Source organism: Antiquaquibacter oligotrophicus (genome assembly GCF_020535405.1).
Taxonomy (GTDB): domain Bacteria; phylum Actinomycetota; class Actinomycetes; order Actinomycetales; family Microbacteriaceae; genus Rhodoglobus; species Rhodoglobus oligotrophicus.
In genome coordinates this window covers 1,841,068-1,863,273 of sequence record NZ_CP085036.1, presented here as the reverse complement: position 1 = coordinate 1,863,273, position 22,206 = coordinate 1,841,068, and the positions used below count along the sequence as shown (strand labels likewise).

Below are 22,206 nucleotides of genomic sequence, written 5' to 3'. Positions count from 1 at the left end.
ATGAGCGACCCCACCACGCCCGGTTCGGAGCCGACGCCCGGCACCGAACTCCAGAAGAAGGCCTCCGCCGATCTGAGCGTTCCCGCCACCGAGACCACCAAGGAGGCGCCCAAGAACAACAAGCGCCTCATGGCGATCATCATCGCGGCCCTCGTCGTTGTGGGCCTGGGCGCCGTCGCCGCGATCGCTTTTGCCGTGCTCGCACCCCAGGGCGCCCCCACCGATCCGGCAGCGCAGCCGTCGAGCGAGTCCACGGATGCCGGCTCCGCAGCACCGGTCGACCCCGAGCCCGAGCCCGTCGACCCCGCAACAGCGAACGCCTGCACGACGACGGACGTCACAGCCACGTTCGGAGCCATCACCGCCAGTCCCGGATCAAGTTCGGTGCCGATCGTCTTCACCAACACGAGTGACGACAACTGCACCCTCGAGGGTTTCCCGGGTGTGAGCTTCATCCGTGGTACCAACGGAACTCAGATCGGTGCTGCGGCGAGCCTCAGCCAGTCGATCGAGGTCGCTCCGGTGGACATCGCGCCCGACGCATCCGCCACCGCGACGCTCCTGATCATGACGACGCCGGTGGCCGACTGTGGTTCCGTAACTGCCGACGGTGTTCGCGTGACCCTCCCCCGCTCCGAGGAGTCGTTCATCATCGAGACGACCGACTTCAAGGCGTGCGAAAACATCGACGTCGAGCTCCTCAGTGTGACGGCGGTCTTCGCGGGCTGATCTTTCGCCTCAGTTCTGCACGAAGATCTGCTGCCCCGTGACGAGCGGGTAGACCGCGAGGGTGTCGCCCTCGAGGTTCTCGCGATGCAGGTCGACCGCCGTGATCTGCCGGTTCTCGTAGGTCGTGTAGTAATACATGCCGGTCTCGGTGTTGCAGCACGACGAGTAGATGGTGATCTCGAACGAGTCGTCGTCTCCCACGTGTACACACCCGCGCTGCTGCTCCACCGAACCGAGAATGTGGAAGAACTGGCTGATCGACTCCGACTCGGAGTCACCCGTCACGGAGTTCGCCTTCGTGAAGACCGCTTTGGCAAAGCGCGATGACGACGAGAGGTCGCCGGGTAGACCGATCGCGCCCATCCCTCGGCTGTAGAGATCGAGGGGCAGCTCCGGCGCGAACGTGTTCTCGGGTTGGTACGGGGACAGGTTTCTGTAGTTGTTGAGCGTGAACTGCTGGACGTCGAACGGCGGGTTGTTGGTCAACACACCGAAGGGGTTCACGTAAACCCGAAGGCCCTCCTTCACACTCTCGACGGTGAGGCTGCGCTCACGATCCGAAATGATCCAGTGCAACGGTGACAGGGGGAATGACTCGCTGAACGGGATGTTCACGAGCGAGATGTCCGCGAGGGCCTCTTCTACCTGGTCCACCGAGTCAAACTGTCCGAGAACCCAGGGGATGAATTCGAACGGCGTGACATTGGTTCTACCCTTTGCCTCCTCCTTGTAGTCGGCGTTGCCGGCGAACGCGAGGCCGGCCATCCCGAGACCCTTCTCGTTGACGGCGTCGTAGTACAGCGGATAGTCCGCGGCGGATGTCGCCATACCCACCATCGCGTAGTGCGAGTCGAGGGGCGGCAGCCGGCGGAACGTCAAAGGAAAATTCCGCGGGGTTACCGTGACGGCTTCGTGGTATGACACCTCGAGGTCGAGGTTGCGACCGAAGTAGTGATCCTTCGTGGTGAAGCTCAATCCCGTGCACATGGTGGTCTCCCGCGCTTGTCGACTTGTGCAGTCGACGCTGCCATTCCCGAGGGGCACGCGCAGGGCACAAAGGCCCTCAAGGTCAGACGGCTATGACCCTTCCCGCACGGAGGGCCATAGCCGTCTGTAGTGCACTCCTACGCGCAGGGCGTAAGAGTGAACACCGCCGAGGTGAGCGACGAGGTACCGCCGAGGAGGGTCACCTTGGTCACTCCCAGAGTGTCGAGATCGCTGAGCACACCCGCCGGAACACAGGTCCCCGGCACCACGAACATGGGTGCCGCTGCAGCAGCCGCCCACGCCGAGCCCGTCAAGGCGTCGGGGAAGTTGAGCCCGGTCGTGAGGAACGCACGCTCCGCTTCGTCGAACGCGTCCATGTTGATGGCGCGCGCCGCCTGATAACGATCTGCTCCGCCCAAACGCTTCGCGGTGGTGATCTCGTTGATGTCATCGAAGACCCCCTGCGAGACGGAAGCCTCACCACCGAGCACGCGAGTGTCCGTGGTGGAGAAGCCTTCAAGCAGAGCAGCGGTGTCAGCATCGAGCTCCGACGCGGAGCCGCGGACGAGCACCACCGGGGCATCCTGCGATCCCGCAGCACCGCCAGCGGTCAACGCGTCGGGGAACTTCTCCCCGGTCGCTAGATACGCCAGCGGCACATCAGCACCGCCGAAGGCGTACTCGGCAACATTGCGGGACACCTGGTAGCGGTCGGCACCATCGACACGCACAACCTCGTCCGCCAGCGATGACAGCGAGAAGAACACGTCCTCGTTGACCGACGCCGGTCCACCGACGACCACGATCTTTGCGGGGTTCAGACGAACAATCTCGGCTCTGATCAGCGCGGGCATCGCGGTGGGCCTCACCAAGAGGAGGGGACCGCCCTCGGATGCCGCCGCCGGACCAGCCGACAGAGCATCCGGGTAGTTCTCACCGCTCGCGACGTACACGACCGGCGCTGTCTCCGGGTAGGCACTCTGGGAGATGTTGACCGCGACGTCATAGCGGCTAGCACCGGCAATACGATCCACGACAACATCCGACACCGGCGGCTGTACACGGATGTAGGAGTATCCATCGATGACCGCGTACTGCCCCGATCGTTTGGTGATGGTCACGGTGTGAGTGCCCGCGGCGAGCGGCTGCGACTCGAAGACAACCGTGTCGACCTCCCTCTGGTCCGCGTACGTACTGATCGTCTCAGCGGGACCCCCGTCGATTGCGATATCCAGGTCACCCTGGTCTGCGTTCTTTTCACCGTAGATCCGCACCTGCGTGCCGGTGAAGGTCACTGTCGCGGTCGCGCCGTTGGCCTCCGTGTAGATGATGTCGTTCTGGTAATCGCCGAAGGTCCGTCCCCCCGCGAGAGTCCAGCCCGGGTAGCTGACACTCGGGTCGGTCTCGTTGACGCGGGTCCAGGCATCCGGCTGCTCGATTGCGATGGTGTACCCGATCAGCGACTCCGGAACAATCGCCTCAACGAACGTGGAGCTCACCCGGCGCGAGTCGAGCTTCGTCAGCCCCGCGTAAACCGGAGTGTCATCCGAGAGGTTCGTGATGGCGAGCAACACCCTCCCGTCAGCGGCACGATCCGAGACGTATTGGAGCTGCGGCTGTTCTGCCGTGCTCGACGCCTGATAGTCCGGGTCCAGACCGGCAGACGCAATGACTGCTTCAGGGATGTCCGCGAGCGACGCTCGCGAAGGAATCACCGTATTGCCCGAAGCGACGATGCCGACGCGCGGTGGCTCGCAGTCCGAGAAGCGCCCGATCTGCTTCGAGAAGTAGTTGTCTGTCGTCCAGATGTACCCGCCCGGCGAGCATCCGCCCTGCGATGCTCCGTTCGTTCCCATCGCGACGTTGCCCACCCACCGAAGGAACTGCGAGCCGGCGTCGTCGTAGTAGGTGTAGTTCGTCTCGGGGGCGTCGTTGAACGCCACGTTTCCCTCGGCGAGCAAGCCGTTGGCCATCGTCGCCTCGACGTCGAGGTCACCCTCGTCGTCCAGCACGTACTGGCCCTGGTGGCCCTCAACGTAGATCGCTCCGCCGTCGCGCAGGTACTGCATGTAGTTGTAAAGCAGGTTGTTGCTGATGACGTTGCGAGCGTTGACGTTCGGATTGTTCTCGGGGTTGTCGGCATCCGTCGCGTGACCCTGAACGATTCCGGCCGTGATCGCCGTGTACGGAGTGTCGAACACTTCGTTGTTGACGAGCGTCAGCTCCTGGCCGAACAGGATCGTCACGCCAGGCGCTGCCTTGTAGTCGAGCCCGACCGCGTGAATGACATTGTTGGAGACGGTCGTGTTGCGCACGATCTCGTTGTCACCGATGGCGTCCCCCGCAACTACCGAAGCGTCGGGAGTGCAGTTTTCCTTGATTCCGTTGTGGGTGGAAGCATCCCAGGGCTGGGGGTCATAGGTGCAACCGAGGTACAGTCCGGTGCTCGAGGTTGACGTGATCTCGTTACCCGTCACGACGGTTCCCTCTGCGCCGTATCGGACGCCCAGCGCTGCGCCACCCAACGCCCGGAAGGTGTTGTCGACGAACGCGATGTTCCGGCTGCCGGACACGTCGACGTTGGCGAGCGGTTGGGTCAGCGCACCGTAAGGGCACGAACCGCCGAGGTTGCCCACGTTGCACTTGCCCTGTGTCGGCTCCTCGGTGATGTGCAGATTGGACTGCACTTCGGCGAAGCCCGTCGTCGAGGGGCCGAGCCAGGTTGCGTACGAGAACTGGAGACCCTCGAAACGGATGTCGTGCACCGGGTCCGCCAGACTTCCCGCCACCGTCACCAGGCGCTCGAGCCGCGGGAGGGTGATGTCGAGGGAGGCGATGTCCTTGCCCTCGGGAAGCGCGTAGTAGAGCTTGTTGTCGTCCTCATCGAGGTACCACTCGCCGGCGCTCAGGAGTGACGGGTGGTTTTCGATCCGCGAGGGGATCGTAGACGTCGGCATGTTCGGCAGGTCGCCACTCTCGATGCCCGCTCGGGGCGGGCGCTTCGTCATTCCGTCCCAACACACGGGCAGCATGGTCAGGTTGGTGGAGTTCGCGTTGTCCGTGACCCCGTCAACGAGACACCGCCCTTGCGTCCAGTGCCCCGTCTTACCGTCGTACACGAATTCCACTCGGGGCGCGTCATCCGGATCCACCGACTGGAACCACTGGCGAGCGGATGCATCGGTGATGGTGTAGCCCGTCGAGGTTCCCGTCCAGCCGCCGAAGAATCCGAGCTCCTGCGCCGATGCCCGCGCGATCGGCGCCCACTCCCCGTCGACGTAAAGCTGTCGACTCTGGCTGCCGTCCGGGACATCCGCAACCCAGATGCCGCGTGTCTCGTCATCGATGGACCACCCGGTGATGCTCGTGCCGCCGGAAAGTGTGACCGCCCCTGGTGTTGCCGCACGCCAGATGGCGGGGTCGCCTTCGCTGCCCGAGTCCTCTGGCGTGAACTGGAGAGTCGACGCGAGGTCGTATCGCCCGTCCGCCAGAGTGACCGTCACTGACTCATCGGCCGCGAGAAGAGACCGCGCTGCCGCTTGTGCCTCGACGATCGAACACGGTGCAGCCACTGTGCAGTCGGACCCGGCCCCGGTCGGAGACGCGAACAGCTCAACGGAGGAAGCGGCCGCCGCAGGCGCGATCGCGCCCAGTGGGGACGCGACGACGGCCAGTGCGGCAACGATGGCGCTCGCGCGCCACGCTCGGAATCTGTCGACTCGGGTTCTGATCATTTTCGCTCCATTGCGCCTCGACAGCGACTCCCCAATGAGCCACTCCGGAACACCTTACGGGAATCGATTCCCGATGGGAATCGATTTTTTGGCGGATGCTCGGAAACAGCCCGTTAGCATGACGCTGGGAGTGCGAGGAGGCGGCATGATCAAGATCGTCGATGTGGCCCGGGAGGCCGGCGTCGCACCGTCCACCGTTTCGCGGGCCCTGAACAATCACCCGACGGTCGGCGAAGAGTACGTGCGGCGTGTCAAGGTGGCGGCGGAGAAGCTCGGATATCGGCCCAACGGCGTTGCCCGCAGTCTGCGGCGACAGTCCACCGACTTCATCGCCCTGATCATTCCCGACATCGGCAACCACTTTCACACGGCGGTGGCCCGCGGCGTCGAGGATGTCGCGCGCGAAGCGGGTCTGTCTGTGCTCTTGTGTAACTCCGATGAGGATGCCGCGAAAGAGGCGACCTATATCGGTGTCGCCCTGTCCGAAAAGGTCGCCGGTGTTCTGCTGTGTCCGCACAACTCCGACAGCGATATCTCATTGCTGACCGAAAACAGCATCCCCGTCGTGGCGATCGACCGCACCCTCGGCGAGAACATCGATGCGGTCACCACCGACTCCGTGCACGGCGCGCGCGAAGCGACCGCTCACCTCATCCGCGAAGGCTGGACACGACCCGGATGCTCCGCGGGCCCCACAGACATCGAAACAGCTAAGTGGCGCGCCCAAGGGTACGTCGAAGCGGTCCTCGCGGCGGGCGGCGAGCCCATCGTCGAGCACGGGACCTTCGATCAGCAGGGCGGAGCAGATACGGCCGCGGCGCTGCTCGACCGCGAAGACCCGCCAGACTCGCTCTTCGTGTCGAGCGAGCAAATGGCACTCGGGGTTCTCGCGGAACTGAAACGTCGAGGACTGGAACCTGGCCGCGACATCGGCATCCTGACTTTCGACGACACCCCGTGGGCCCAGCTGATCTACCCGCCCATGACCGTCGTAGAACAGCCCGCGTACGACGTGGGGGCAAAGGCGGCCCGTATGCTCGTCGAACGCATTCGGGGCGGGTCCCGGCTCGAAGCCCGTCAGGTGAGCCTTCCGACGCGCCTCATCGTGCGGGGAAGTTCTCTTCGTTAGCCCTCGGGGGTGCTGAGGGATTCGACTCCCCTACTGAGCCGCCGCCAGAGCGCTTCGCGCTCCGCCGGACTGCTCAGCGGGGGCCCACGGGGGTGCTCCGTTCAATACAAAAGGTTGAGGGCCCCCGCTTCGCGGAGGCCCTCAACCTTTTGTGGCAAGTGAGGGATTCGAACCCCCGAAGTCTGAGACGTCTGATTTACAGTCAGATCCCTTTGGCCGCTTGGGTAACTTGCCGAGGCGCCCCCGGCCACATGTACTCATCTGTCCGAACGCGCTGAACAAGAATACAAGACCAACGCCCGCCCCGTGACCACCTTTCGGGCGGCTAGCATGGCTGCGTCCGAGGAAAGCAGCGTCGCACATGCCGGGAATCAACGAAGTAGCCCAACTCGCGGGGGTCTCCACCGCGACGGTTTCACGTGCGCTCAGCGGCAACGGGCACGTCTCCGAGGCCACGCGAGAGCGAGTCCACGCCGCGGCACTCGAGCTCGGGTACGTCGTCTCCTCCCACGCCTCGGCACTGGCGACCGGGCGAATGAAGAACGTTGGTGTGGTCATCCCGTTCCTCAACCGCTGGTTCTACGGCGCCGTCCTCGAAGGCGCCGAAAGCGCACTACTCAGCCACGGCTACGACCTCACCCTCTACAACCTGTCCGGCGGCGGAGACGAGCGCGCGAGTGTGTTCGAGCACTTCCTGTTGCGCAAACGCGTCGACGCGGTCATCGCCATCGCGCTGGAACTCACCGAAGCCGAAGTGGGGCGGCTCCACGACCTCGGCAAACCCATCGTCGGTGTCGGCGGAACCATGGAAGGCGTGCCGACCCTCAGCATCGACGACATCGGTGTCGCGCGGCTTGCCACCGAACACCTTCTCGCCCTCGGGCACACCGTCATCGCCCACATCGGTGGCAACAAAGACTCCGAGATGGACTTCCACGTGCCATCCAAGCGCAGGGTCGGGTACGAGGAAGCGCTCGTCGCCGCCGACATCACCCCCGACCCGGAACTCTTCGAGGCGGCCGACTTCACCCTCCAGGGCGGTTACGCCGCAGCCAAGCAGCTGCTGGGCAACCCGCGCAAACGGCCGACAGCGGTGTTCGCCGCATCCGATGAGATGGCCATCGGCACCATCCTCGCCGCACGCGACCTCGGCCTCAACGTGCCGGGCGACGTCTCCGTGATCGGAGTCGACGACCACGAACTGAGCGACTTCTTCGGCCTCTCCACCGTCGCGCAGTTCCCGGCGCTGCAGGGGCGCATGGCCGTCGACATGCTGATGGACCAGTTGAAGCCCGGCCACCGCGAGATCAGCGCCACCAACACGGCGCTCCCGTTCGAGCTGATCGTGCGCTCGAGCACCGCGCGCCAGGTCTAGCCGGCCACACTCGCGTCGTAGTAGGACTGCGCTGCGGTCGCCACGATGCCCGTGTAGCTTCCGGCCGAGTTGTAGGCCGCGACCCCTGCCGCCCAACCTTCACGCGTCGTGAAGTCGCCGGATGCCCGGCACAGGTAGTTCGCGGCAGCAACCGCCGCGTCATAGATGTTGTGGGGGTCTGGCACCCCGTCTCCGTTTCCGTCCGACGGGAAGCTGCGCCAACTCGACGGGATGAGCTGCATCGGGCCGATCGCACGGTCGATGTCGGCCGTCTCGTCGAACTCGCCGCCGTCGGTATCCGGGATCTCCTCCGTGGTTGTGCCGTCGAGCGGCACCCCAAAGATCTTGGGGCTCACGTGCCCGTTCTCCTCGAACGTGGCACCCCCGTGGCGGCCGTGGTCACTCTCCGCGTAGCCGATGCCCGCGAGGGTGTTCCAGCCGATCCCGCAGCCGGGGAAGTTCTCCTCAGCGTTCACGACAGCTCCCGCGTACGCGAGCACGGCCTGGTGCGGGATGCCCGTGACCGCGGCGGTGCTCTCCACCCACGTGGGGTCGATGAGTCCGATCGGCCCCGGACCGGTGGGTTCGGCGGCAAGAGGGGGCGCGGCGGCCTGCGTGGCGAACAGGAGGTCCGGGGCATCCGTGGGGGCGGGAGGGAGAGTCTCTCGAGGGGCGAGCGCCACCACCGCCACGGTCGCGACGACGGCGAGCGCCCCCGCACCGGCAGCAAACGGAACCCAGCGCGCAACCATCCTTCGTGTCTAGCACGAGCGGCTGAACGGGAGCCCTCCCGCTAGCATGTCGGCATGGCAGATTCCTCATTCGACATCGTCAGCAAGGTCGACAAGATGGAGGCCGAGAACGCGGTCAACCAGGCGCAGAAAGAGATCGCGCAGCGGTACGACTTCAAGGGTGTTGGCGCCTCGGTCGACTGGAGCGGCGAAAAGCTCCTGCTCAAGGCGAGCGCCGAAGAGCGCGTCAAGGCGGTGCTCGAGGTGCTCGAGCAGAAGTTCATCAAGCGCGGGATCTCGCTGCGCAGCCTCGACGCCGGCGACCCGTACGCGAGCGGTAAGGAGTACCGCATCGAGGTCGGCCTCAAGAACGGCATCAGCTCCGATGACGCGAAAAAGATCTCCAAGATCATCCGCGAAGAGGGACCCAAGTCGGTGAAGTCGCAGATTCAGGGTGACGAGCTCCGCGTTCAGTCGAAGAGCCGCGACGACCTGCAGGCCACCATGGCTCTCCTCAAGGGCAAGGATCTCGACGTCGCGCTGCAGTTCGTGAACTTCCGGTGATCTACACGACGGACGATCCGACGACCGGTTGGTTCTCCGTCGTCGTCGCACTCCTGGTCATCGCGGGCGACCTCACGATTCGTGTTCTCGCGGTCATCTACATTCCGCGAAACCGACGCCCCCAGACGGCGATGGCGTGGTTGCTCGCCATCTTCTTCATCCCCTACGTCGGCATCATCCTGTTCCTGTTGCTGGGTTCGCGCAAACTTCCCCGCAAGCGCCGCAAACGTCAGCTGGAGATCAACAAGTACATCCTCGAGACCACCGACGGAATTGAGAAGGTCACCACTCAAACCGAGTGGCCGGGTTGGCTTCCCCCCATCGTCGAACTGAACCGCACCCTCGGCGCGATGCCGCTCGTGGGCGGCAACAGCGCCTCCCTCTACCCCGAGTATGAGCTCTCGATCGCGGCGATGGCGCGCGCCATCGACAACGCGCAGAAGACGGTCCACATCGAGTTCTACATCCTCAGTTACGACGCGACGACGGCGCCGTTCTTCGAGGCGATGGATCGTGCCATTCAGCGGGGTGTGATCGTTCGGGTGCTGCTCGACCACATTGCGAGCATCCGCGCCCCCGGATACAAGCAGACCATCAAGCGACTGAAGCGGATGGGCGCGCTGTGGAAGCTCATGCTTCCCGTGCAGCCCCTCCGCGGCAAATGGCAGCGGCCCGACCTGCGCAATCACCGCAAGATCGTCGTCGTTGATGGGCTCGTGGCGTTCACGGGCTCGCAGAACATGGTCGACTCGAGCTACAACAAGCCCACCAACATCCGTCGCGGTCTGCACTGGAAAGACCTCATGGTGCGCTTCGAGGGGCCCATCGTCGCGGGCATCAACGCGCTGTTCGTCACCGACTGGTTCAGTGAGACGGATGAATTGCTCCTCAGGGAATCCCCGGACGCCAACCCGGTGCTCGCCCGAGCACCCCTCGACGCCCAGGTGGTGCCGTCAGGCCCCGGCTTCGAGGGCGAGAACAACCTCCGCCTCTTCAACTCGCTCGTGTACGCCGCGCAGCACAAAGTGATCATCACGAGCCCGTACTTCGTACCGGACGACTCGATGTTGTACGCGATCACAACCGCCGCACAGTCGGGGCTCGATGTGCAGCTCTTCGTGTCGGAGGTGGGCGACCAGTTCATGGTGTTCCACGCGCAGCGCAGCTACTACGAGCAACTGTTGCGCGCCGGCGTGCGCATCTGGCTGTACCCGGCGCCGACCGTGCTGCACTCGAAGCACTTCACCATCGACGACGAGGTCGCCGTCATCGGCTCCAGCAACATGGACATGCGCTCGTTCAGCCTCAACCTGGAGATCTCGGTGATGGTGCGCAGCCGCGAGTTCGTCGACGATCTCCGGGAGGTGGAGCAGAGCTACCGCGAGGTGAGCCGCGAGTTGACCCTGGACGAGTGGATGCACCGCTCACGCGCCTCGGCAACCCTCGACAACGTTATGCGTCTTACGGCGGCGCTGCAGTAGCGCGATGTCGTGGCCGCTGGCACCTCGCGTCGAATTACAGATTCGGCTCGACGCCGCGCTCTCCCGGAGGCCGTTTGGTGCGGTGCTGCTCACCGGCCCGACAGGCATCGGCAAGTCGACGCTCGCCCGCACTGTGGCCAGCGCACGCGAGGGCACAGTGGTCGAGGTCCTTGCCCTCGCGGAGTTACGCGACGTTCCTTTCGGCGCGTTTGCGCCGGTGCTCGCCTCCCCGGACCTCGCGCCCGAGCTCAGTGATCGGTTGCGGGATGTCGTCGGCGCGGTGGTAGCGCTGGGCCCGTCGCTCCTCCTCGTCGACGACGCCCCCCTCCTCGACGAATTGTCCGCGGCAGCGGTGTACCAACTGATCCGCGTTCACAAGGTGCCGAGCATCCTGACCGCGCGAGACGAGCACCCGCTCACCGGTGCGATTCAACGCCTTGATCACGAGAATGTGCTCGAACGCGTCGCCGTCGGCCCGCTCGGAGCGCGCGAGGTAGAAGCCGTTCTCGAGGAACGGTTCGGCACTCGGGTCGAGCCAGAGAGCGTGCGGGGGATGCTCGCGCGGAGCGAAGGCAATCCACTCATGCTGCGCACCCTGGCCCTCGCGGCAGAGGAGCAGGACACCATTCAGCGGGGCAGCCGGGGCGCCATCGTCGACGCGCCCCGCCTGCCGCGTCACGTGTCTGCGATCGTGGCGGAGCGTCTCGCCGGGCTGGGGGTCACCCAACGCGAGCAGGCCCTCTTTCTCGCCGCAGCCCAACCCCTCCCGCTTCGGTTGGCCGAGAGTCACGTCGACACCGTTCTCGGCACCGGCTTGGTTGAGCTCACCGGCGCGCCAGGGCGGGAGCAGGTGTCGCTCGTGCATCCGCTCATCGCGGAGGTCCTGCTCGCGGATGCGTCGCCGGCGCTACGGAATCGGGTCGCGGACGAGGCATCCGGGTTGCTTATCGACTCCGGAGACGAGCAGCTTGCATTCCGAGGCCTGCTGTTGAGACTGCGGCACGGCCTCCCGGTCGTCGGCGAGAGACTTGCTTGGGCCGCCAGCTACGCACACGTCGTTCAGGATCACGTACTCGCCGCACGCCTGGCCCGACTATCTCTCGAGCAGGGGGGCCGCTTCGACGCTCGGCTCACCCTCGGCAGTGCGCTGTCGGCCCTCGGCGACGACGCGGCCCTCACGAGCATTGAGGATGCACTCGCGGACGCCGACGGCGACGACGAGACGGCACTTGCCCTCGCTCGCCTCGGCCACCATCTCGCGATTCGCCTCGGTCGCGCCTCGGATGCCGTGACCATCGTCTCGCGAACCCTGGAACGCATCGCCTCGCCCGCCGCACGAGCGCTCGTCAGTGCCGATCTCCTCAAATGGAAGTCGATGGCGGGAACGGCTCTCGAAGCGGAACTCGTCGACCCGGAGCCTGGACCAGCCGAGCTCGCCGCCCTCATCGGACGCGCCATGGTCGCCTCGATGCTTGGCCACACCGCGGCCACGCGCGCCGCGACGGCGGCGGCGCGACCGCTGGTGCCGCGCTACCGCAGCGAACTACCCACGGCATCCGACCTGCTCGACCTCAACGACTTTCTCGCGACCGTCTTCGACGGGCGCTTACTCGAAGCGGAGGCCTTCGCACGCGCGCGTCTAGACGGTCCGCGCACCGATGCAGCAGGACTATGGAGCTACACGATGGGACTCATCGCGCTCCACACGGGACGCATGTCCGAGGCGCGACAATTCGCATCGGCGGCCGTCACCGAACTCGAATGGCGGGACTTCACCGGCCTGCTCGGCGCGGCAACAGCGCTGCACGCAACCGCGGAGGTGCAGAACGGCGCACACGTCGACCTCGGCCAGCATGACTCGAGCGATGTCAAAGTGCTGCTGCAGACCGCCGAGGCTCGAGCCTGGTCCCTCGCCCTTGATGGCGATCGCGCCCTCGCCGCCGCCGTGCTCCGAGAGGCCGCCGAGGCGGGTATCGAGGCCGGGCATCCGGCACTCGCATCGCTCACCGCCGCCACGGCGTGCCGGTTCGGTGAGGGGAGGATTGTCGCCGAAGTGCTGGATGCCATCGACTCGATGACGGGAAGCCGTCTCGTGTCGGTGCTCGCGATGCTCGCACGTGCGCAAGCGTCCGCGCAGGCATCCGGGCTCGCTGCTTCTGCACAGGAGCTGAGCGACGTGGGGATGACGGTGCTCGCCATGGACGCCTTCACCGACGCGGCACGACTCGAGTCGTCGCGCGAGATCCGACGTCGCTGGTTGAACGCCGCAGAGAGGCTACGCGGCCACGCCGACCTGTTCAGCCTCGCGCCGACGAGAGCCTCGGGTGAACAGCTCACCGAACGCGAACGGGAGGTCGCGCGGGCCGCGGCATCCCGCCGTCGCAGCCAAGAGATCGCCGACGAACTGGGCATTTCCATTCGTACCGTGGACAACCATCTCGCTCGGGCCTACCGAAAGCTCGGTGTGCGCGGCCGCCTCGAACTCGCCGAAGCCCTCGAGCGCTTGCCTGAGTAGTTTCTACTCAGGCGGCCAGGGAGCACACACCCGTACCGTGGTGTCGAACCTCGACTCGAAAGGCACAGCCATGCGTGTTCTCGCACCAATCACCCTCGCCGCCGCCCTCACTTTCACTCTCACCGGCTGTTTCGGCAATCCCGTGGAAAACCTCGTCGAGGGAGCGATAGAACAGCAGACAGGTGTCGACGTTGACGTGAACTCGGATGGCTCGGGTGCGAGTCTCCCGGCCGACTGGCCGAGCGACGTGCCCACCCCTGCCGGAACCGTTGTCGCGTCCTTCGGTGTGGATGGAACCTACTCGGCAACGATTGAGATGGCGGACGCCGCGGCCGCCCAGGCCGGGCTCGATGCTCTACTCGCGGCAGGCTACGAGTCGCAGTCGCAGGCTGACCTCGGCGGCATGAAGATGAACGTGTTGACGAATGGAACCTGGGGTGTCACCTACAGCTGGGGTGAAGATGGCGACGGCAACACAGTGCTCAACATGGCCGTGACGCCGGCACCGCAGTAACGCGGTTGCTTCTCCGGCATCGGGGTACTCCGGGGGCGCAGGTTTCGAGACGCCGCTGCGCGGCTCCTCAACCAGCAGGTAGCCCTCCACCAACGAGAACGCGACACGCAGCGGAGGGTCGGTCGGCGCTCCGCCCCCGGATTACCCGTTCGAGACCCGCACCATGGCGTCGCGGTCGACGACCTTGATGCGGGTGCGACCCTCGGCTGCGCCGAGGGCGAGTTCGTGCTCGTCGAGGTTGTGCCATCCGTCGAGGTTCGTGAACTCGACACCACGCGAACGCAGCAGCTCGACGACCGCCGACTCCTCGGGGTGGGCAGGGCTCCACCAGTCGGCCTGACTGTTGAGCACGTGCTTGATCGTCTCCATCGCGTCACTCTTGGTGTGACCGATGAGCCCGACCGGTCCGCGCTTGATCCACCCCGTCGCGAAGACACCTTTGACGGGCTCGTCGTTGTCGTCGAGCACCTGGCCTTCGCGGTTCGGGATGACCCCACGCTTGCTGTCGAACGGGATTCCGTCTAGCGGCGACCCAAAGTATCCGACCGCACGGTACAGCGACTGCACGGGGACTTCACGGAACTCCCCGGTACCGCGAACGCCGCCCTCGCCGTCCGGCTCGGTGCGCTCGTAACGGAAACCCTCAACTGAGTCGGTGCCGAGCACCTCAACGGGGTTGGCATAGAAGTGCAGGTGCAGCCGACGGGATGACCCTGTCTGCGGCTCATCCCGCCACTTACGGAAAATGCGGTCGATGACCATGATCTGCTTGTTGGTCTCGATGGCGAGTTTGGAAGCCTCGTCGTAGTCGAAGTCCTCCTCGTAGACGACCATGTCGACGTCGTTGAGCTCGCCGAGCTCGCGCAACTCGAGGGGGGTGAACTTCACCTGCATGGGGCCACGACGACCGAAGACGTGAACGTCGGTGACGGGCGAGGACTTCAACCCCTGGTACACGTTGTCGGGGATCTCGGTCGGGAGCAGATCATCCGCGTGCTTGGCCAGCATGCGCGCCACGTCGAGGGCAACGTTCCCGTTGCCGATGACGGCGACCTCCTTCGCCTCGAGCGGCCACTCGCGCGGGAAGTCCGGATGCCCGTCGTACCAGCTCACGAAGTCCGCTGCGCCGTAGCTACCGTCGAGCTCGATACCGGGGATCGGCAGCGGTGCATCCTTGATCGAACCGGTGGAGAAGATCACCGCGTGGTAGTGCTGCTTGAGGTCGGCAAGCGTGATGTCACGACCGTAGTAGACATTGCCGAACAAGCGGATCTGCCCTGTGTCGAGCACATCGCGGAGGGCCGTGATGATGCCCTTGATGCGCGGGTGGTCGGGTGCGACGCCGTACCGCACGAGACCGTACGGGGCCGGCAGCTGCTCGAAGAGGTCGATGGAGACGTCGAACTGCTTCTCAGCCTTCAGCAGGATGTCTGCCGCGTAGATGCCTGCGGGTCCTGCGCCGACGATGGCGAGGCGGAGTGTGCTCATGCGTTTCTTTCCACGATGGTCTCGGCGAACTTGGTGAGGGCCTTCTTGACGGGCCCGTCGGGCAGGGGTGACAGTGCGTCGATGGCCGACCGCGCCCAACGGTGGGCCTCGTCGAGGGTCTGCTGGGTGACGGGGTGCGTGCGCAGCTCGATGATCGCTGCATCCAGGTCGGCGTCGTTGGCTGCCGTGGTCTCCTCGGAGGCGAAGGAGGTGGTGTCGATCTCGATGCGACGCAGCAGTGCCGCCGCCTCGGCATCCGTCTCCGCCGCCCGACGCAAGTACAACAGGGGCAGGGTCGCGACACCCGCGCGAAGGTCGGTGCCGGGCGTTTTTCCCGACTCGTCGAGTTCGCTCGTGAGGTCGATGACATCGTCGATGAGCTGGAAGGCGACACCGATGCGCTCCCCAAACTCGGCAACCGCGGCGCGGTACTCCTGTGGAGCATTGGAGAAGATCACACCCACTTGAGCGGCCGCCGAGATGAGCGAGCCGGTCTTGTCGGCCAGCACCTGCAGGTAGTGCTCGATGGGGTCATCCTCGGCGCGCGCCCCGATGGTCTCGTGCAGCTGCCCCAGGCACAGACGCTCGAACGTCTCCGCCTGCAGCGCGAGGATGCGCTCACCCAGGGATGCCCCGAGCCTGCTCGCACGCGCGAACAGCAGGTCACCCGTGAGGATCGCGACGGAGTTGCCCCACACGTTCTGCGCGGTGGGCACCCCGCGGCGCATCTCCGCCTCGTCCATGACGTCGTCGTGGTACAGGGAGGCAACGTGGGTGATCTCGATGGCCTGGGCGGCAACGATCACGTCGTCGTTGTTGCCCTCACCGAGCTGTGCGGTGAGCAGGGTCAGCACGGGGCGTACGCGCTTGCCGCCCGCCTCCATGAGGTAGCGGCCCGTGACATCCGCGATGCCGTCATCGAACTGCATCGCAGCGAGCAGGCCCTCCTCGACGCGCGCGAGGCCTTTCTCGATCTCCGCCGCGAAGCGTCGCTCGTCGCTGGAGGCGAAAAGCTTCTCCCCCAAACCCAACGACGAGCTCAGGGTGTTGCTACGGCGCGCAAGGGGGACGCTCGGAGTCACTGTCTGGACCGATTTCTCTGGTGAAGCTACTGCTTCTCGGGCGCGGTCGTCGACCGCAGGGTGGGGATGGGGCGCGTCGCCGTCTTACGGCGAGCGACGGATGCCAGCACCGTGGCATCGGCTGGCTTGCGGCCGCGGTGCAGGGCGACCACACCGCCCGTCAGGTTTCGGTAGGCGACACGTACGAAGCCGGCGCCGCGGATCCACTGACTGAGTTCGCCCTGGTCTGGCCACGCCTTGATCGACTCCGCAAGGTAGTCGTACGCCTCGGGGTTCGAGCTCGCGCGGCCCGCGACCGCGGGGAGCACGTATTTCAGGTAGGCGTTGTAGCTCGCGCGCAGGATCGCGACCGGCGGGCGGGAGAACTCGCAGATCACGAGGCGACCGCCGGGCTTCAGCACACGGTACATCTCGGCGAGCGCGGCCTTCGGGTCGGTGATGTTGCGGAGCCCGAAGCTGATGGTGACGGCGTCGAACTCGTCATCGCCGAAGGGGAGGGAGAGGGCATCCGCCTCGATGAATTCGATCTTCTTGTGACGTTTGCGCCCCTCGGCGATCATGCCAGGAGACAGGTCGACGGCGACAACCCGGGCGCCGCTGCGAGCGAGGGCCGCCGAGCTGGAGCCGGTGCCCGCGGCGATGTCGAGAATGCGCTCGCCTGCGACTGGAGCGACCGCGCGAACGGTGGCAACACGCCACAGAATGTCGTTGCCGCCGGAGAGGAGGGTGTTGGTGCGGTCGTAACGCTTGGCGACCCCGTCGAACATGCTGGCGACGTCATCCGGTCGCTTGGTCAAATCCGCTCGTGCCACGCGTCAAGTCTAGGCCGTTCGACCGTCAGGCTCCTGAGATGCGGCGAAGGTCTGCGGGTACGCTGGAGCTGTGGAAACCCGGGTGCTCACTGTGCGCACCGTCGAGATCGACGACCCCGGGCCGCTCATCGAGTGGACCCACCACCTGCACCCCGCGGTCTTCGTGCGCGGCGGCGACGGCATCGTCGGATTCGGCGACCGGGCGCGTGCGCAACACACGGGCGCGAACCGAATCGCGGAGCTCGGCCGCTGGTGGCGCGAGATGTGTGCGCTCGCCGACGTCGAGGACGAAGTCGGCTTACCCGGCACGGGGCTCGTGGCACTCGGTAGCTTCGCGTTCTCCGACGGCTCGGCAGAACCCAGCAGGCTCACCATCCCCAACGTCATCATCGGGCGCCGCGACGGCAGGTCGTGGATGACCACAGTCGATGGCGGACTCGAGGTCTCCCGCAATCCACTCGGACCCGAACCGCGCGACCAGCTCGGGCCAGGTTCCTTCACGTCGCTGGAACCCGGACGACGCAGCCGAGACGACTACGAGGAGGGCATCCGGCGCGCGCTGGAGGCTATCGCCGAGGACCGTGTGCGCAAAGTTGTGCTCGCGCGTGACCTCGTGGGGAGCATCCCGGCGATGAGCGACCGGCGCTGGCTGCTCACGCGCCTCGCCGAACGCTACCCGGACACGTTCACCTTCGCCATGGACGGGTTGCTCGGTTCCAGCCCCGAAACTCTCGTGCGTGTGCAGGGCGGCACGATGAGCGCCCGAGTGCTCGCGGGCACGGCCGCGCGGGCAGCCGATGACGTGAGCGATGCGGCCGCGGCATCCGTGCTCGCCTCCAGCAGCAAGAACCGCGCAGAGCACGAACTCGCTGTGCGAGGTGTGCTCGAATCGCTCGCACGACACACCATCGAGGTTGCGCACTCCGCGCCGTTCACACTCAAGCTGCCGAACCTTTGGCACCTCGCCACCGACGTCACCGGAACCCTCGAGCGCGGGCGCACCGCCCTCGACCTCGTTGCGGCACTGCACCCGACCGCAGCGGTCGCAGGGTCGCCGACGGATGCCGCACTCGAGCTCATCGCAGAACTCGAGCCGCTCGACCGCGGCCGCTACGCCGGCCCCGTCGGCTGGGTGGATGCCCACGGCGACGGGGAGTGGGCGATCGCGCTGCGGTGCGCGCAGATCGACGAGCACGGCACCGTGACCGCGTGGGCGGGGGCTGGCATCGTGGAAGGCTCCGACCCGGCGAAGGAACTCGCGGAGACCGACCTTAAGTTCCGTCCCATCGTGGAGGCGCTGGGGTAGTCGGGGGGCTGGTTTCGAGACGCCCGCTACGCGGGCTCCTCAACCAGCGGTATCTGCCTCACCGCGCGGGTTGGTTTCGAGACGCCCGCTACGCGGGCTCCTCAACCAGCGGTATCTGCCTCACCTGGTGGTTGAGGAGCGCCGCAGGCGCGTCTCGAAACCACCGTGCCGCGCGGCCCACTGGCGGTCAGCTCGCCAGCAGGCGCGCTCGCTCCGCGTCCACGTCGTAGTCGGCCGCAGGCCACTGCGGGTCGAGTCGCGTCATCGCATCGAGGAGCAGCCCCTGCACGGCCCATCGGGCGTACCACTTGTGGTTCGCGGGGACGACAAACCACGGGGCATCCGTCGTCGACGTTCGCGTGATGGCTATCTGGTACGCCTCCTGGTATTTCTCCCACAGCAGGCGCTCGTCGATGTCGCCCGGATTGAACTTCCAGTGTTTGTCCGGACGGTCAAGCCGCTCGAGCAGACGCTTCTTCTGCTCGTCCTTCGAGATGTGCAGCATCACCTTGACGATCGTCGTGCCGGATGCCGCGACCTCCGCCTCGAAGTTGTTGATGATTCCGTACCGCTCCTCGATCACCTCCGGCGGCGAGAACCCCCGCACGCGGTGGATCAGCACATCCTCGTAGTGCGAGCGGTCGAACACCCCGATCGACCCGGGCTGCGGCAGCTGCTTGCGGATGCGCCACAGGAAGTCGTGCGCCTTCTCCTCGTCCGTCGGCGCTTTGAACGCGTGGATGTGCACACCCTGCGGGTCGATGCCGCCGACCACGTGCCGCACGATGCCGCCCTTGCCCGCGGTATCCATTGCCTGCAGCACAAGCAACACACTCCGCGTCCCGCCGAAACGGCTTTCGGCGAAGAGTCGCTCCTGCAGCTTGTCGAGGGTGGCGCGGCGCGAGTCGAGGTCGCGCGCGGCGTGCTTCTTGTCGCTCATGCCCGGGGTCGAGCCCGGGTCGAGGTCGGCGAGCACAAAACCCGCATCGACGGGGGTCAGGGCATCCATTCGCCTACGCTACTCGCGCGGCAGCGGAACCTCCACGATCGTGGGGCCGACGGATGCCGTGAGCGCCTGATCGAGCTCACCCCTGTTCTGCGCCGTGCGGTACTCCCAGCCGTACGCCGCGGCGAGCGCCTCGATAGGCGCGTGCTGGGGTGTGTACAGCACCCGGTCGAACGCGGGGCCAGCCGAGTCGGCCACCTCGAGCCCGTCGAAGATGGTTCCGCCGCCGTCGTTGCCGACGATCACCTGGATGCGCGGGCGTTCCTCGCCCTCGCCGAACAGTAGGGCGCCGACGTCGTGGAGGAAGGTGAGGTCGCCCACGAGCACGCGTGTTGTGCCGGGGTCGATGCTCGCGAGGGCGATGCCGAGGGCTGTGGAGATGGTGCCGTCGATGCCCGCGAGGCCGCGGTTGGCGTGCACGGTGATGCGTTTGCCGGGCACGGCGCGGTCGACCTCGCGGATGAGGCGCGACGCCCCCAGCACGAGCCGGTCGTGCGGCCACGTCGCGCGCCAGACGGCCTCGGCGAGGCTTCGGCGTGTGACGGGCGCACGCACGGCGGCGAGTTCGGCCTTCGCGTGCGCGCCGGCGTCCGCGTCGATGTCGGGTGCTGTGTCGACGTCCTCGATGAGGGCGCGGGATGCCGCAACCCAGCGGCCCGCCCAGCTGCGGGGTGCAGGCTCCCCTTCCACGACGAGCGCGTCGGTGTAGGTGCGCACCCGGCGACCCGGGTTGTAGTCCTCGGCTGAGGCGTGACGCACCACGATCGTCTCCACACCGTCGCGCTGGATGAGCGCGGGCACCTCACGGCTCAGCGTCGGATGCCCGAACACGATCACGCGGTCGATCGCGTCGGCCAACTCGGTGTGCAGCAGTTCGCGGTACGCCACGACGAGGTTCGGGCCGAAGTGGGCGCCACTCGCCGCCTCCGCGATGAGGGGTGCACCGAGCTCGCGTGCGACCTCCTCGGCGCGCGGGCCGGAGTTGGTGCCCGCCACCACGATTGTTCCCTCGGCTGGAGTGACCGTGAGGGTGTGCTCGGGGTCGCGTTCCGGGGTCTCCGGGAGCGGCTCCAGGTCGGGGGCGATAAACGTCACCGGCGACGAGAGCGGCTCCGCGAAAGCCAAGTTGAGATGTACGGGGCCGGATGCCGCGGCGAGGGCATCACGGGCTAGGGCGGCCGCGGCATCCGTCTCGCCTGGCTTACCGCTCGGGGCGGCAACATCCCACGTGCGCCGGACCGCGCCGCCGAAGATGCCCGGCTGCTCGGTGGTCTGGTTAGAGCCGATGCCGCGCAACGAGTCGGGGCGGTCAGCGGTGATGACGATGAGCGGCACCCCAGAGTGGTGCGCCTCGAGCACGGCGGGGTGCAGGTTGGCGACCGCAGTGCCGGAGGTGGTCACGAGGATGACGGGGCGTTTCTTCTCGACCGCGATACCGAGCGCGAGGAAACCGCCGACGCGCTCATCGATGCGCACCCTCAGCCGCAGTTGGCCGATGCGCTCCAACTCGGCCGCGGCAAGGGCGAGAGCCTGCGAACGGGAACCCGGCCCGAGCACAACATCGCGAACGCCGAGGCGCACGAACTCCTGGAGAAGGGCCACACTGAAGGTGGTGGCCGGCGACTCACTTGGGGGTGTCGGGGTCATCGTCGAGGTCGGCGAGCTCTTGTTCGAGCTTGCGGATGCGCGCCTGCTGCTCCTCGTCGAGCTTGATGCTGCGGAGGAAGTTCGGGTCGTCGTCAGGCGCAACTACACGGTTCTCGCGTTTGCGACCCCAGTCGCGACCGACCGTGAACCACAGCAGGGCGCCGATGAACGGCACCGCCACGATGATGACCACCCAGAACAGTTTCGGGAACGCCCGAACACGCGAGCGATCGATGACCACAAGATCGACGATCGCGAAGATGTCGAGCACGAGGGCCGCGATGCCGACGGCGAGCAAACGTCCCATGGCCTCATTCTAGGCTCGCAGGCCGTGCAGATCCTGTGCACCTACACTGTCAGGGTGAAACCCTGGGTCGCCTACACACTCGTGCGCGTCGGCGTCTTCGCAGTAGCCCTCGCGGTGCTCATGCTCGTGGGAATCGAGTGGTGGCTCGCCGCGATCCTCGCCGCCGTCATCGGCTTCTGCGTCTCGTACATTTTCTTCGGCAAACTCCGGGATGCCGTGAACCGCGACATCGCGGAGCGCCGGGCATCCCCCGCGGTCGACGTGGACGCGTCGGTGGAGGATCGGTAAGGCGGAGAACTCCGGGGGGCAGTTGATGGCAGCTTTCCGCGATAGCGACGTACCTAACGTTTGTACGTGCGCGTTCTTTGCGCCCGGGCGAGGAACAGGTTTAGTGCCGACACCGGCGCGGCTACGAGACTAATCACCACGGCTGCCCAGTACACGACCCCGAGCGCAAGTGAGTAGTCGAACAACTCGACATCGAGCGAGTCGACGGCGCCGTACATCGTAGCGATCACCATGGGGTACGACCAGATGAGCGTTAGTGAAACGACGAGGATCGTGTACCAAACGGTGCGAGCGGAGGAACGGATCTCATCTACTCTCCTCGCAGCGAGATAGGCGAGAAACGCAGTCGCCACGAGCCATGGTAGGAGGAGTAAACCGCCGCCACCAATCGCCCCAATCGCCCCGTACCCGCCGACGAACCCAAGCCCGACATCCAGGGGAATCGCAAGGTACGCATATGCCAGGACAAGAACGACCGCGGCACCAGTCGCAACCAAGAGCTTGCCACTGC

General features: G+C 66.1%; 19 protein-coding genes and 1 tRNA gene. 9 read left to right on the top strand and 11 right to left on the bottom strand.

The genetic code is table 11. The features are described from left to right. Positions 1-729 carry a DUF4232 domain-containing protein gene (locus tag LH407_RS09200; protein ID WP_322134287.1) on the top strand — a complete coding sequence of 243 codons (729 nt, stop codon included), beginning with the start codon at positions 1-3 and terminating at the stop codon, positions 727-729. 9 nt (positions 730-738) lie between these two features. On the opposite strand, the gene bsh is transcribed toward LH407_RS09200, so the two are convergent. Next, on the bottom strand, positions 739-1,704 hold the full coding sequence (bsh, locus tag LH407_RS09195; RefSeq protein ID WP_322135013.1) for a choloylglycine hydrolase: 966 nt from the start codon (positions 1,702-1,704) through the stop codon (positions 739-741). 149 nt (positions 1,705-1,853) lie between these two features. Continuing rightward, positions 1,854-5,450 carry a cell wall-binding repeat-containing protein gene (locus LH407_RS09190; protein WP_322134289.1) on the bottom strand — a complete coding sequence of 1,199 codons (3,597 nt, stop codon included), beginning with the start codon at positions 5,448-5,450 and terminating at the stop codon, positions 1,854-1,856. A 145-nt stretch (positions 5,451-5,595) separates the two neighbouring features. Here LH407_RS09190 and LH407_RS09185 point away from each other — a divergent pair, with 145 nt between their 5' ends. Next, positions 5,596-6,579: a LacI family DNA-binding transcriptional regulator gene (locus LH407_RS09185; protein ID WP_322134290.1), complete on the top strand. Its 984-nt coding sequence runs from the start codon at positions 5,596-5,598 to the stop codon at positions 6,577-6,579. Positions 6,580-6,731: 152 nt separating this feature from the next. Here the strand turns inward: LH407_RS09185 and LH407_RS09180 are convergent. Continuing rightward, a tRNA-Tyr gene (locus LH407_RS09180) sits at positions 6,732-6,813 on the bottom strand. Positions 6,814-6,940: 127 nt separating this feature from the next. Here LH407_RS09180 and LH407_RS09175 point away from each other — a divergent pair. Then, positions 6,941-7,954: a LacI family DNA-binding transcriptional regulator gene (locus LH407_RS09175; protein WP_322134291.1), complete on the top strand. Its 1,014-nt coding sequence runs from the start codon at positions 6,941-6,943 to the stop codon at positions 7,952-7,954. Here the strand turns inward: LH407_RS09175 and LH407_RS09170 are convergent. Then, the gene (locus LH407_RS09170; RefSeq protein ID WP_322134292.1) at positions 7,951-8,706 is read right to left on the bottom strand and encodes a lytic transglycosylase domain-containing protein; all 756 of its coding nucleotides are present in this window, start codon (positions 8,704-8,706) and stop codon (positions 7,951-7,953) included. The two genes, LH407_RS09175 and LH407_RS09170, sit on opposite strands and share 4 nt — an antisense overlap. 54 nt (positions 8,707-8,760) lie before the next feature. Here LH407_RS09170 and LH407_RS09165 point away from each other — a divergent pair, with 54 nt between their 5' ends. The 4 genes from LH407_RS09165 to LH407_RS09150 all read left to right on the top strand — a co-directional run bounded on the left by LH407_RS09165 (position 8,761) and on the right by LH407_RS09150 (position 13,759). Continuing rightward, a complete protein-coding gene (locus LH407_RS09165) occupies positions 8,761-9,249 on the top strand; it encodes a YajQ family cyclic di-GMP-binding protein (protein WP_322134293.1) in 489 nt (162 codons plus the stop codon). Beyond that, a complete protein-coding gene (cls, locus tag LH407_RS09160; protein ID WP_322134294.1) occupies positions 9,246-10,730 on the top strand; it encodes a cardiolipin synthase in 1,485 nt (494 codons plus the stop codon). Before LH407_RS09165 ends, cls begins: the two co-directional genes overlap by 4 nt. Positions 10,731-10,734: 4 nt before the next feature. Further along, on the top strand, positions 10,735-13,245 hold the full coding sequence (locus LH407_RS09155) for a LuxR C-terminal-related transcriptional regulator (protein WP_322134295.1): 2,511 nt from the start codon (positions 10,735-10,737) through the stop codon (positions 13,243-13,245). Positions 13,246-13,315: 70 nt separating this feature from the next. After that, positions 13,316-13,759: a hypothetical protein gene (locus LH407_RS09150; protein WP_322134296.1), complete on the top strand. Its 444-nt coding sequence runs from the start codon at positions 13,316-13,318 to the stop codon at positions 13,757-13,759. Positions 13,760-13,900: 141 nt separating this feature from the next. On the opposite strand, the gene LH407_RS09145 is transcribed toward LH407_RS09150, so the two are convergent. Genes LH407_RS09145 through LH407_RS09135 form a run of 3 tightly spaced genes read right to left on the bottom strand, consistent with a single transcriptional unit; the run spans position 13,901 to position 17,141 of the window. Further along, the gene (locus LH407_RS09145; RefSeq protein WP_322134297.1) at positions 13,901-15,247 is read right to left on the bottom strand and encodes an FAD-dependent oxidoreductase; all 1,347 of its coding nucleotides are present in this window, start codon (positions 15,245-15,247) and stop codon (positions 13,901-13,903) included. After that, the gene (locus LH407_RS09140) at positions 15,244-16,329 is read right to left on the bottom strand and encodes a polyprenyl synthetase family protein (RefSeq protein WP_322134298.1); all 1,086 of its coding nucleotides are present in this window, start codon (positions 16,327-16,329) and stop codon (positions 15,244-15,246) included. Before LH407_RS09140 ends, LH407_RS09145 begins: the two co-directional genes overlap by 4 nt. A 26-nt stretch (positions 16,330-16,355) precedes the next feature. After that, positions 16,356-17,141, bottom strand: a complete 786-nt coding sequence (locus LH407_RS09135; RefSeq protein ID WP_322134299.1) for a demethylmenaquinone methyltransferase — start codon at positions 17,139-17,141, stop codon at positions 16,356-16,358. 70 nt (positions 17,142-17,211) lie between these two features. On the opposite strand from LH407_RS09135, the gene LH407_RS09130 reads away from it, so the two are divergent. After that, entirely contained in the window at positions 17,212-18,447 is a 1,236-nt protein-coding gene (locus tag LH407_RS09130) for an isochorismate synthase (RefSeq protein ID WP_322134300.1), read from the top strand. Positions 18,448-18,634: 187 nt separating this feature from the next. Here LH407_RS09130 and LH407_RS09125 read toward each other — a convergent pair whose 3' ends face one another. The 3 genes from LH407_RS09125 to LH407_RS09115 are packed head-to-tail and all read right to left on the bottom strand — an operon-like array spanning position 18,635 to position 21,407. Continuing rightward, entirely contained in the window at positions 18,635-19,456 is an 822-nt protein-coding gene (locus LH407_RS09125) for a polyphosphate kinase 2 family protein (RefSeq protein WP_322134301.1), read from the bottom strand. Positions 19,457-19,465: 9 nt separating this feature from the next. Next, positions 19,466-21,100, bottom strand: coding sequence for a 2-succinyl-5-enolpyruvyl-6-hydroxy-3-cyclohexene-1-carboxylic-acid synthase (gene menD, locus LH407_RS09120; RefSeq protein ID WP_322134302.1), 1,635 nt, complete (start codon positions 21,098-21,100; stop codon positions 19,466-19,468). Further along, entirely contained in the window at positions 21,078-21,407 is a 330-nt protein-coding gene (locus LH407_RS09115; protein ID WP_322134303.1) for a PLD nuclease N-terminal domain-containing protein, read from the bottom strand. Before LH407_RS09115 ends, menD begins: the two co-directional genes overlap by 23 nt. Positions 21,408-21,461: 54 nt before the next feature. Here LH407_RS09115 and LH407_RS09110 point away from each other — a divergent pair, with 54 nt between their 5' ends. Further along, positions 21,462-21,695, top strand: coding sequence for a DUF4229 domain-containing protein (locus LH407_RS09110; RefSeq protein WP_322134304.1), 234 nt, complete (start codon positions 21,462-21,464; stop codon positions 21,693-21,695). Between the two features lie 53 nt (positions 21,696-21,748). Here LH407_RS09110 and LH407_RS09105 read toward each other — a convergent pair whose 3' ends face one another. Then, a complete protein-coding gene (locus LH407_RS09105) occupies positions 21,749-22,048 on the bottom strand; it encodes a hypothetical protein (protein WP_322134305.1) in 300 nt (99 codons plus the stop codon). Positions 22,049-22,206: the final 158 nt, after the last annotated feature.

Coding starts and splice junctions, on each gene's coding strand:
- LH407_RS09200 (WP_322134287.1), top strand. CDS start 1: ATGAGCGACCCCACCACGCCCGGTTCGGAGCCGACGCCCGGCACCGAA.
- LH407_RS09190 (WP_322134289.1), bottom strand. CDS start 5,450: ATGATCAGAACCCGAGTCGACAGATTCCGAGCGTGGCGCGCGAGCGCC.
- LH407_RS09185 (WP_322134290.1), top strand. CDS start 5,596: ATGATCAAGATCGTCGATGTGGCCCGGGAGGCCGGCGTCGCACCGTCC.
- LH407_RS09175 (WP_322134291.1), top strand. CDS start 6,941: ATGCCGGGAATCAACGAAGTAGCCCAACTCGCGGGGGTCTCCACCGCG.
- LH407_RS09170 (WP_322134292.1), bottom strand. CDS start 8,706: ATGGTTGCGCGCTGGGTTCCGTTTGCTGCCGGTGCGGGGGCGCTCGCC.
- LH407_RS09165 (WP_322134293.1), top strand. CDS start 8,761: ATGGCAGATTCCTCATTCGACATCGTCAGCAAGGTCGACAAGATGGAG.
- LH407_RS09155 (WP_322134295.1), top strand. CDS start 10,735: ATGTCGTGGCCGCTGGCACCTCGCGTCGAATTACAGATTCGGCTCGAC.
- LH407_RS09150 (WP_322134296.1), top strand. CDS start 13,316: ATGCGTGTTCTCGCACCAATCACCCTCGCCGCCGCCCTCACTTTCACT.
- LH407_RS09145 (WP_322134297.1), bottom strand. CDS start 15,247: ATGAGCACACTCCGCCTCGCCATCGTCGGCGCAGGACCCGCAGGCATC.
- LH407_RS09125 (WP_322134301.1), bottom strand. CDS start 19,456: ATGGATGCCCTGACCCCCGTCGATGCGGGTTTTGTGCTCGCCGACCTC.
- menD (WP_322134302.1), bottom strand. CDS start 21,100: ATGACCCCGACACCCCCAAGTGAGTCGCCGGCCACCACCTTCAGTGTG.
- LH407_RS09115 (WP_322134303.1), bottom strand. CDS start 21,407: ATGGGACGTTTGCTCGCCGTCGGCATCGCGGCCCTCGTGCTCGACATC.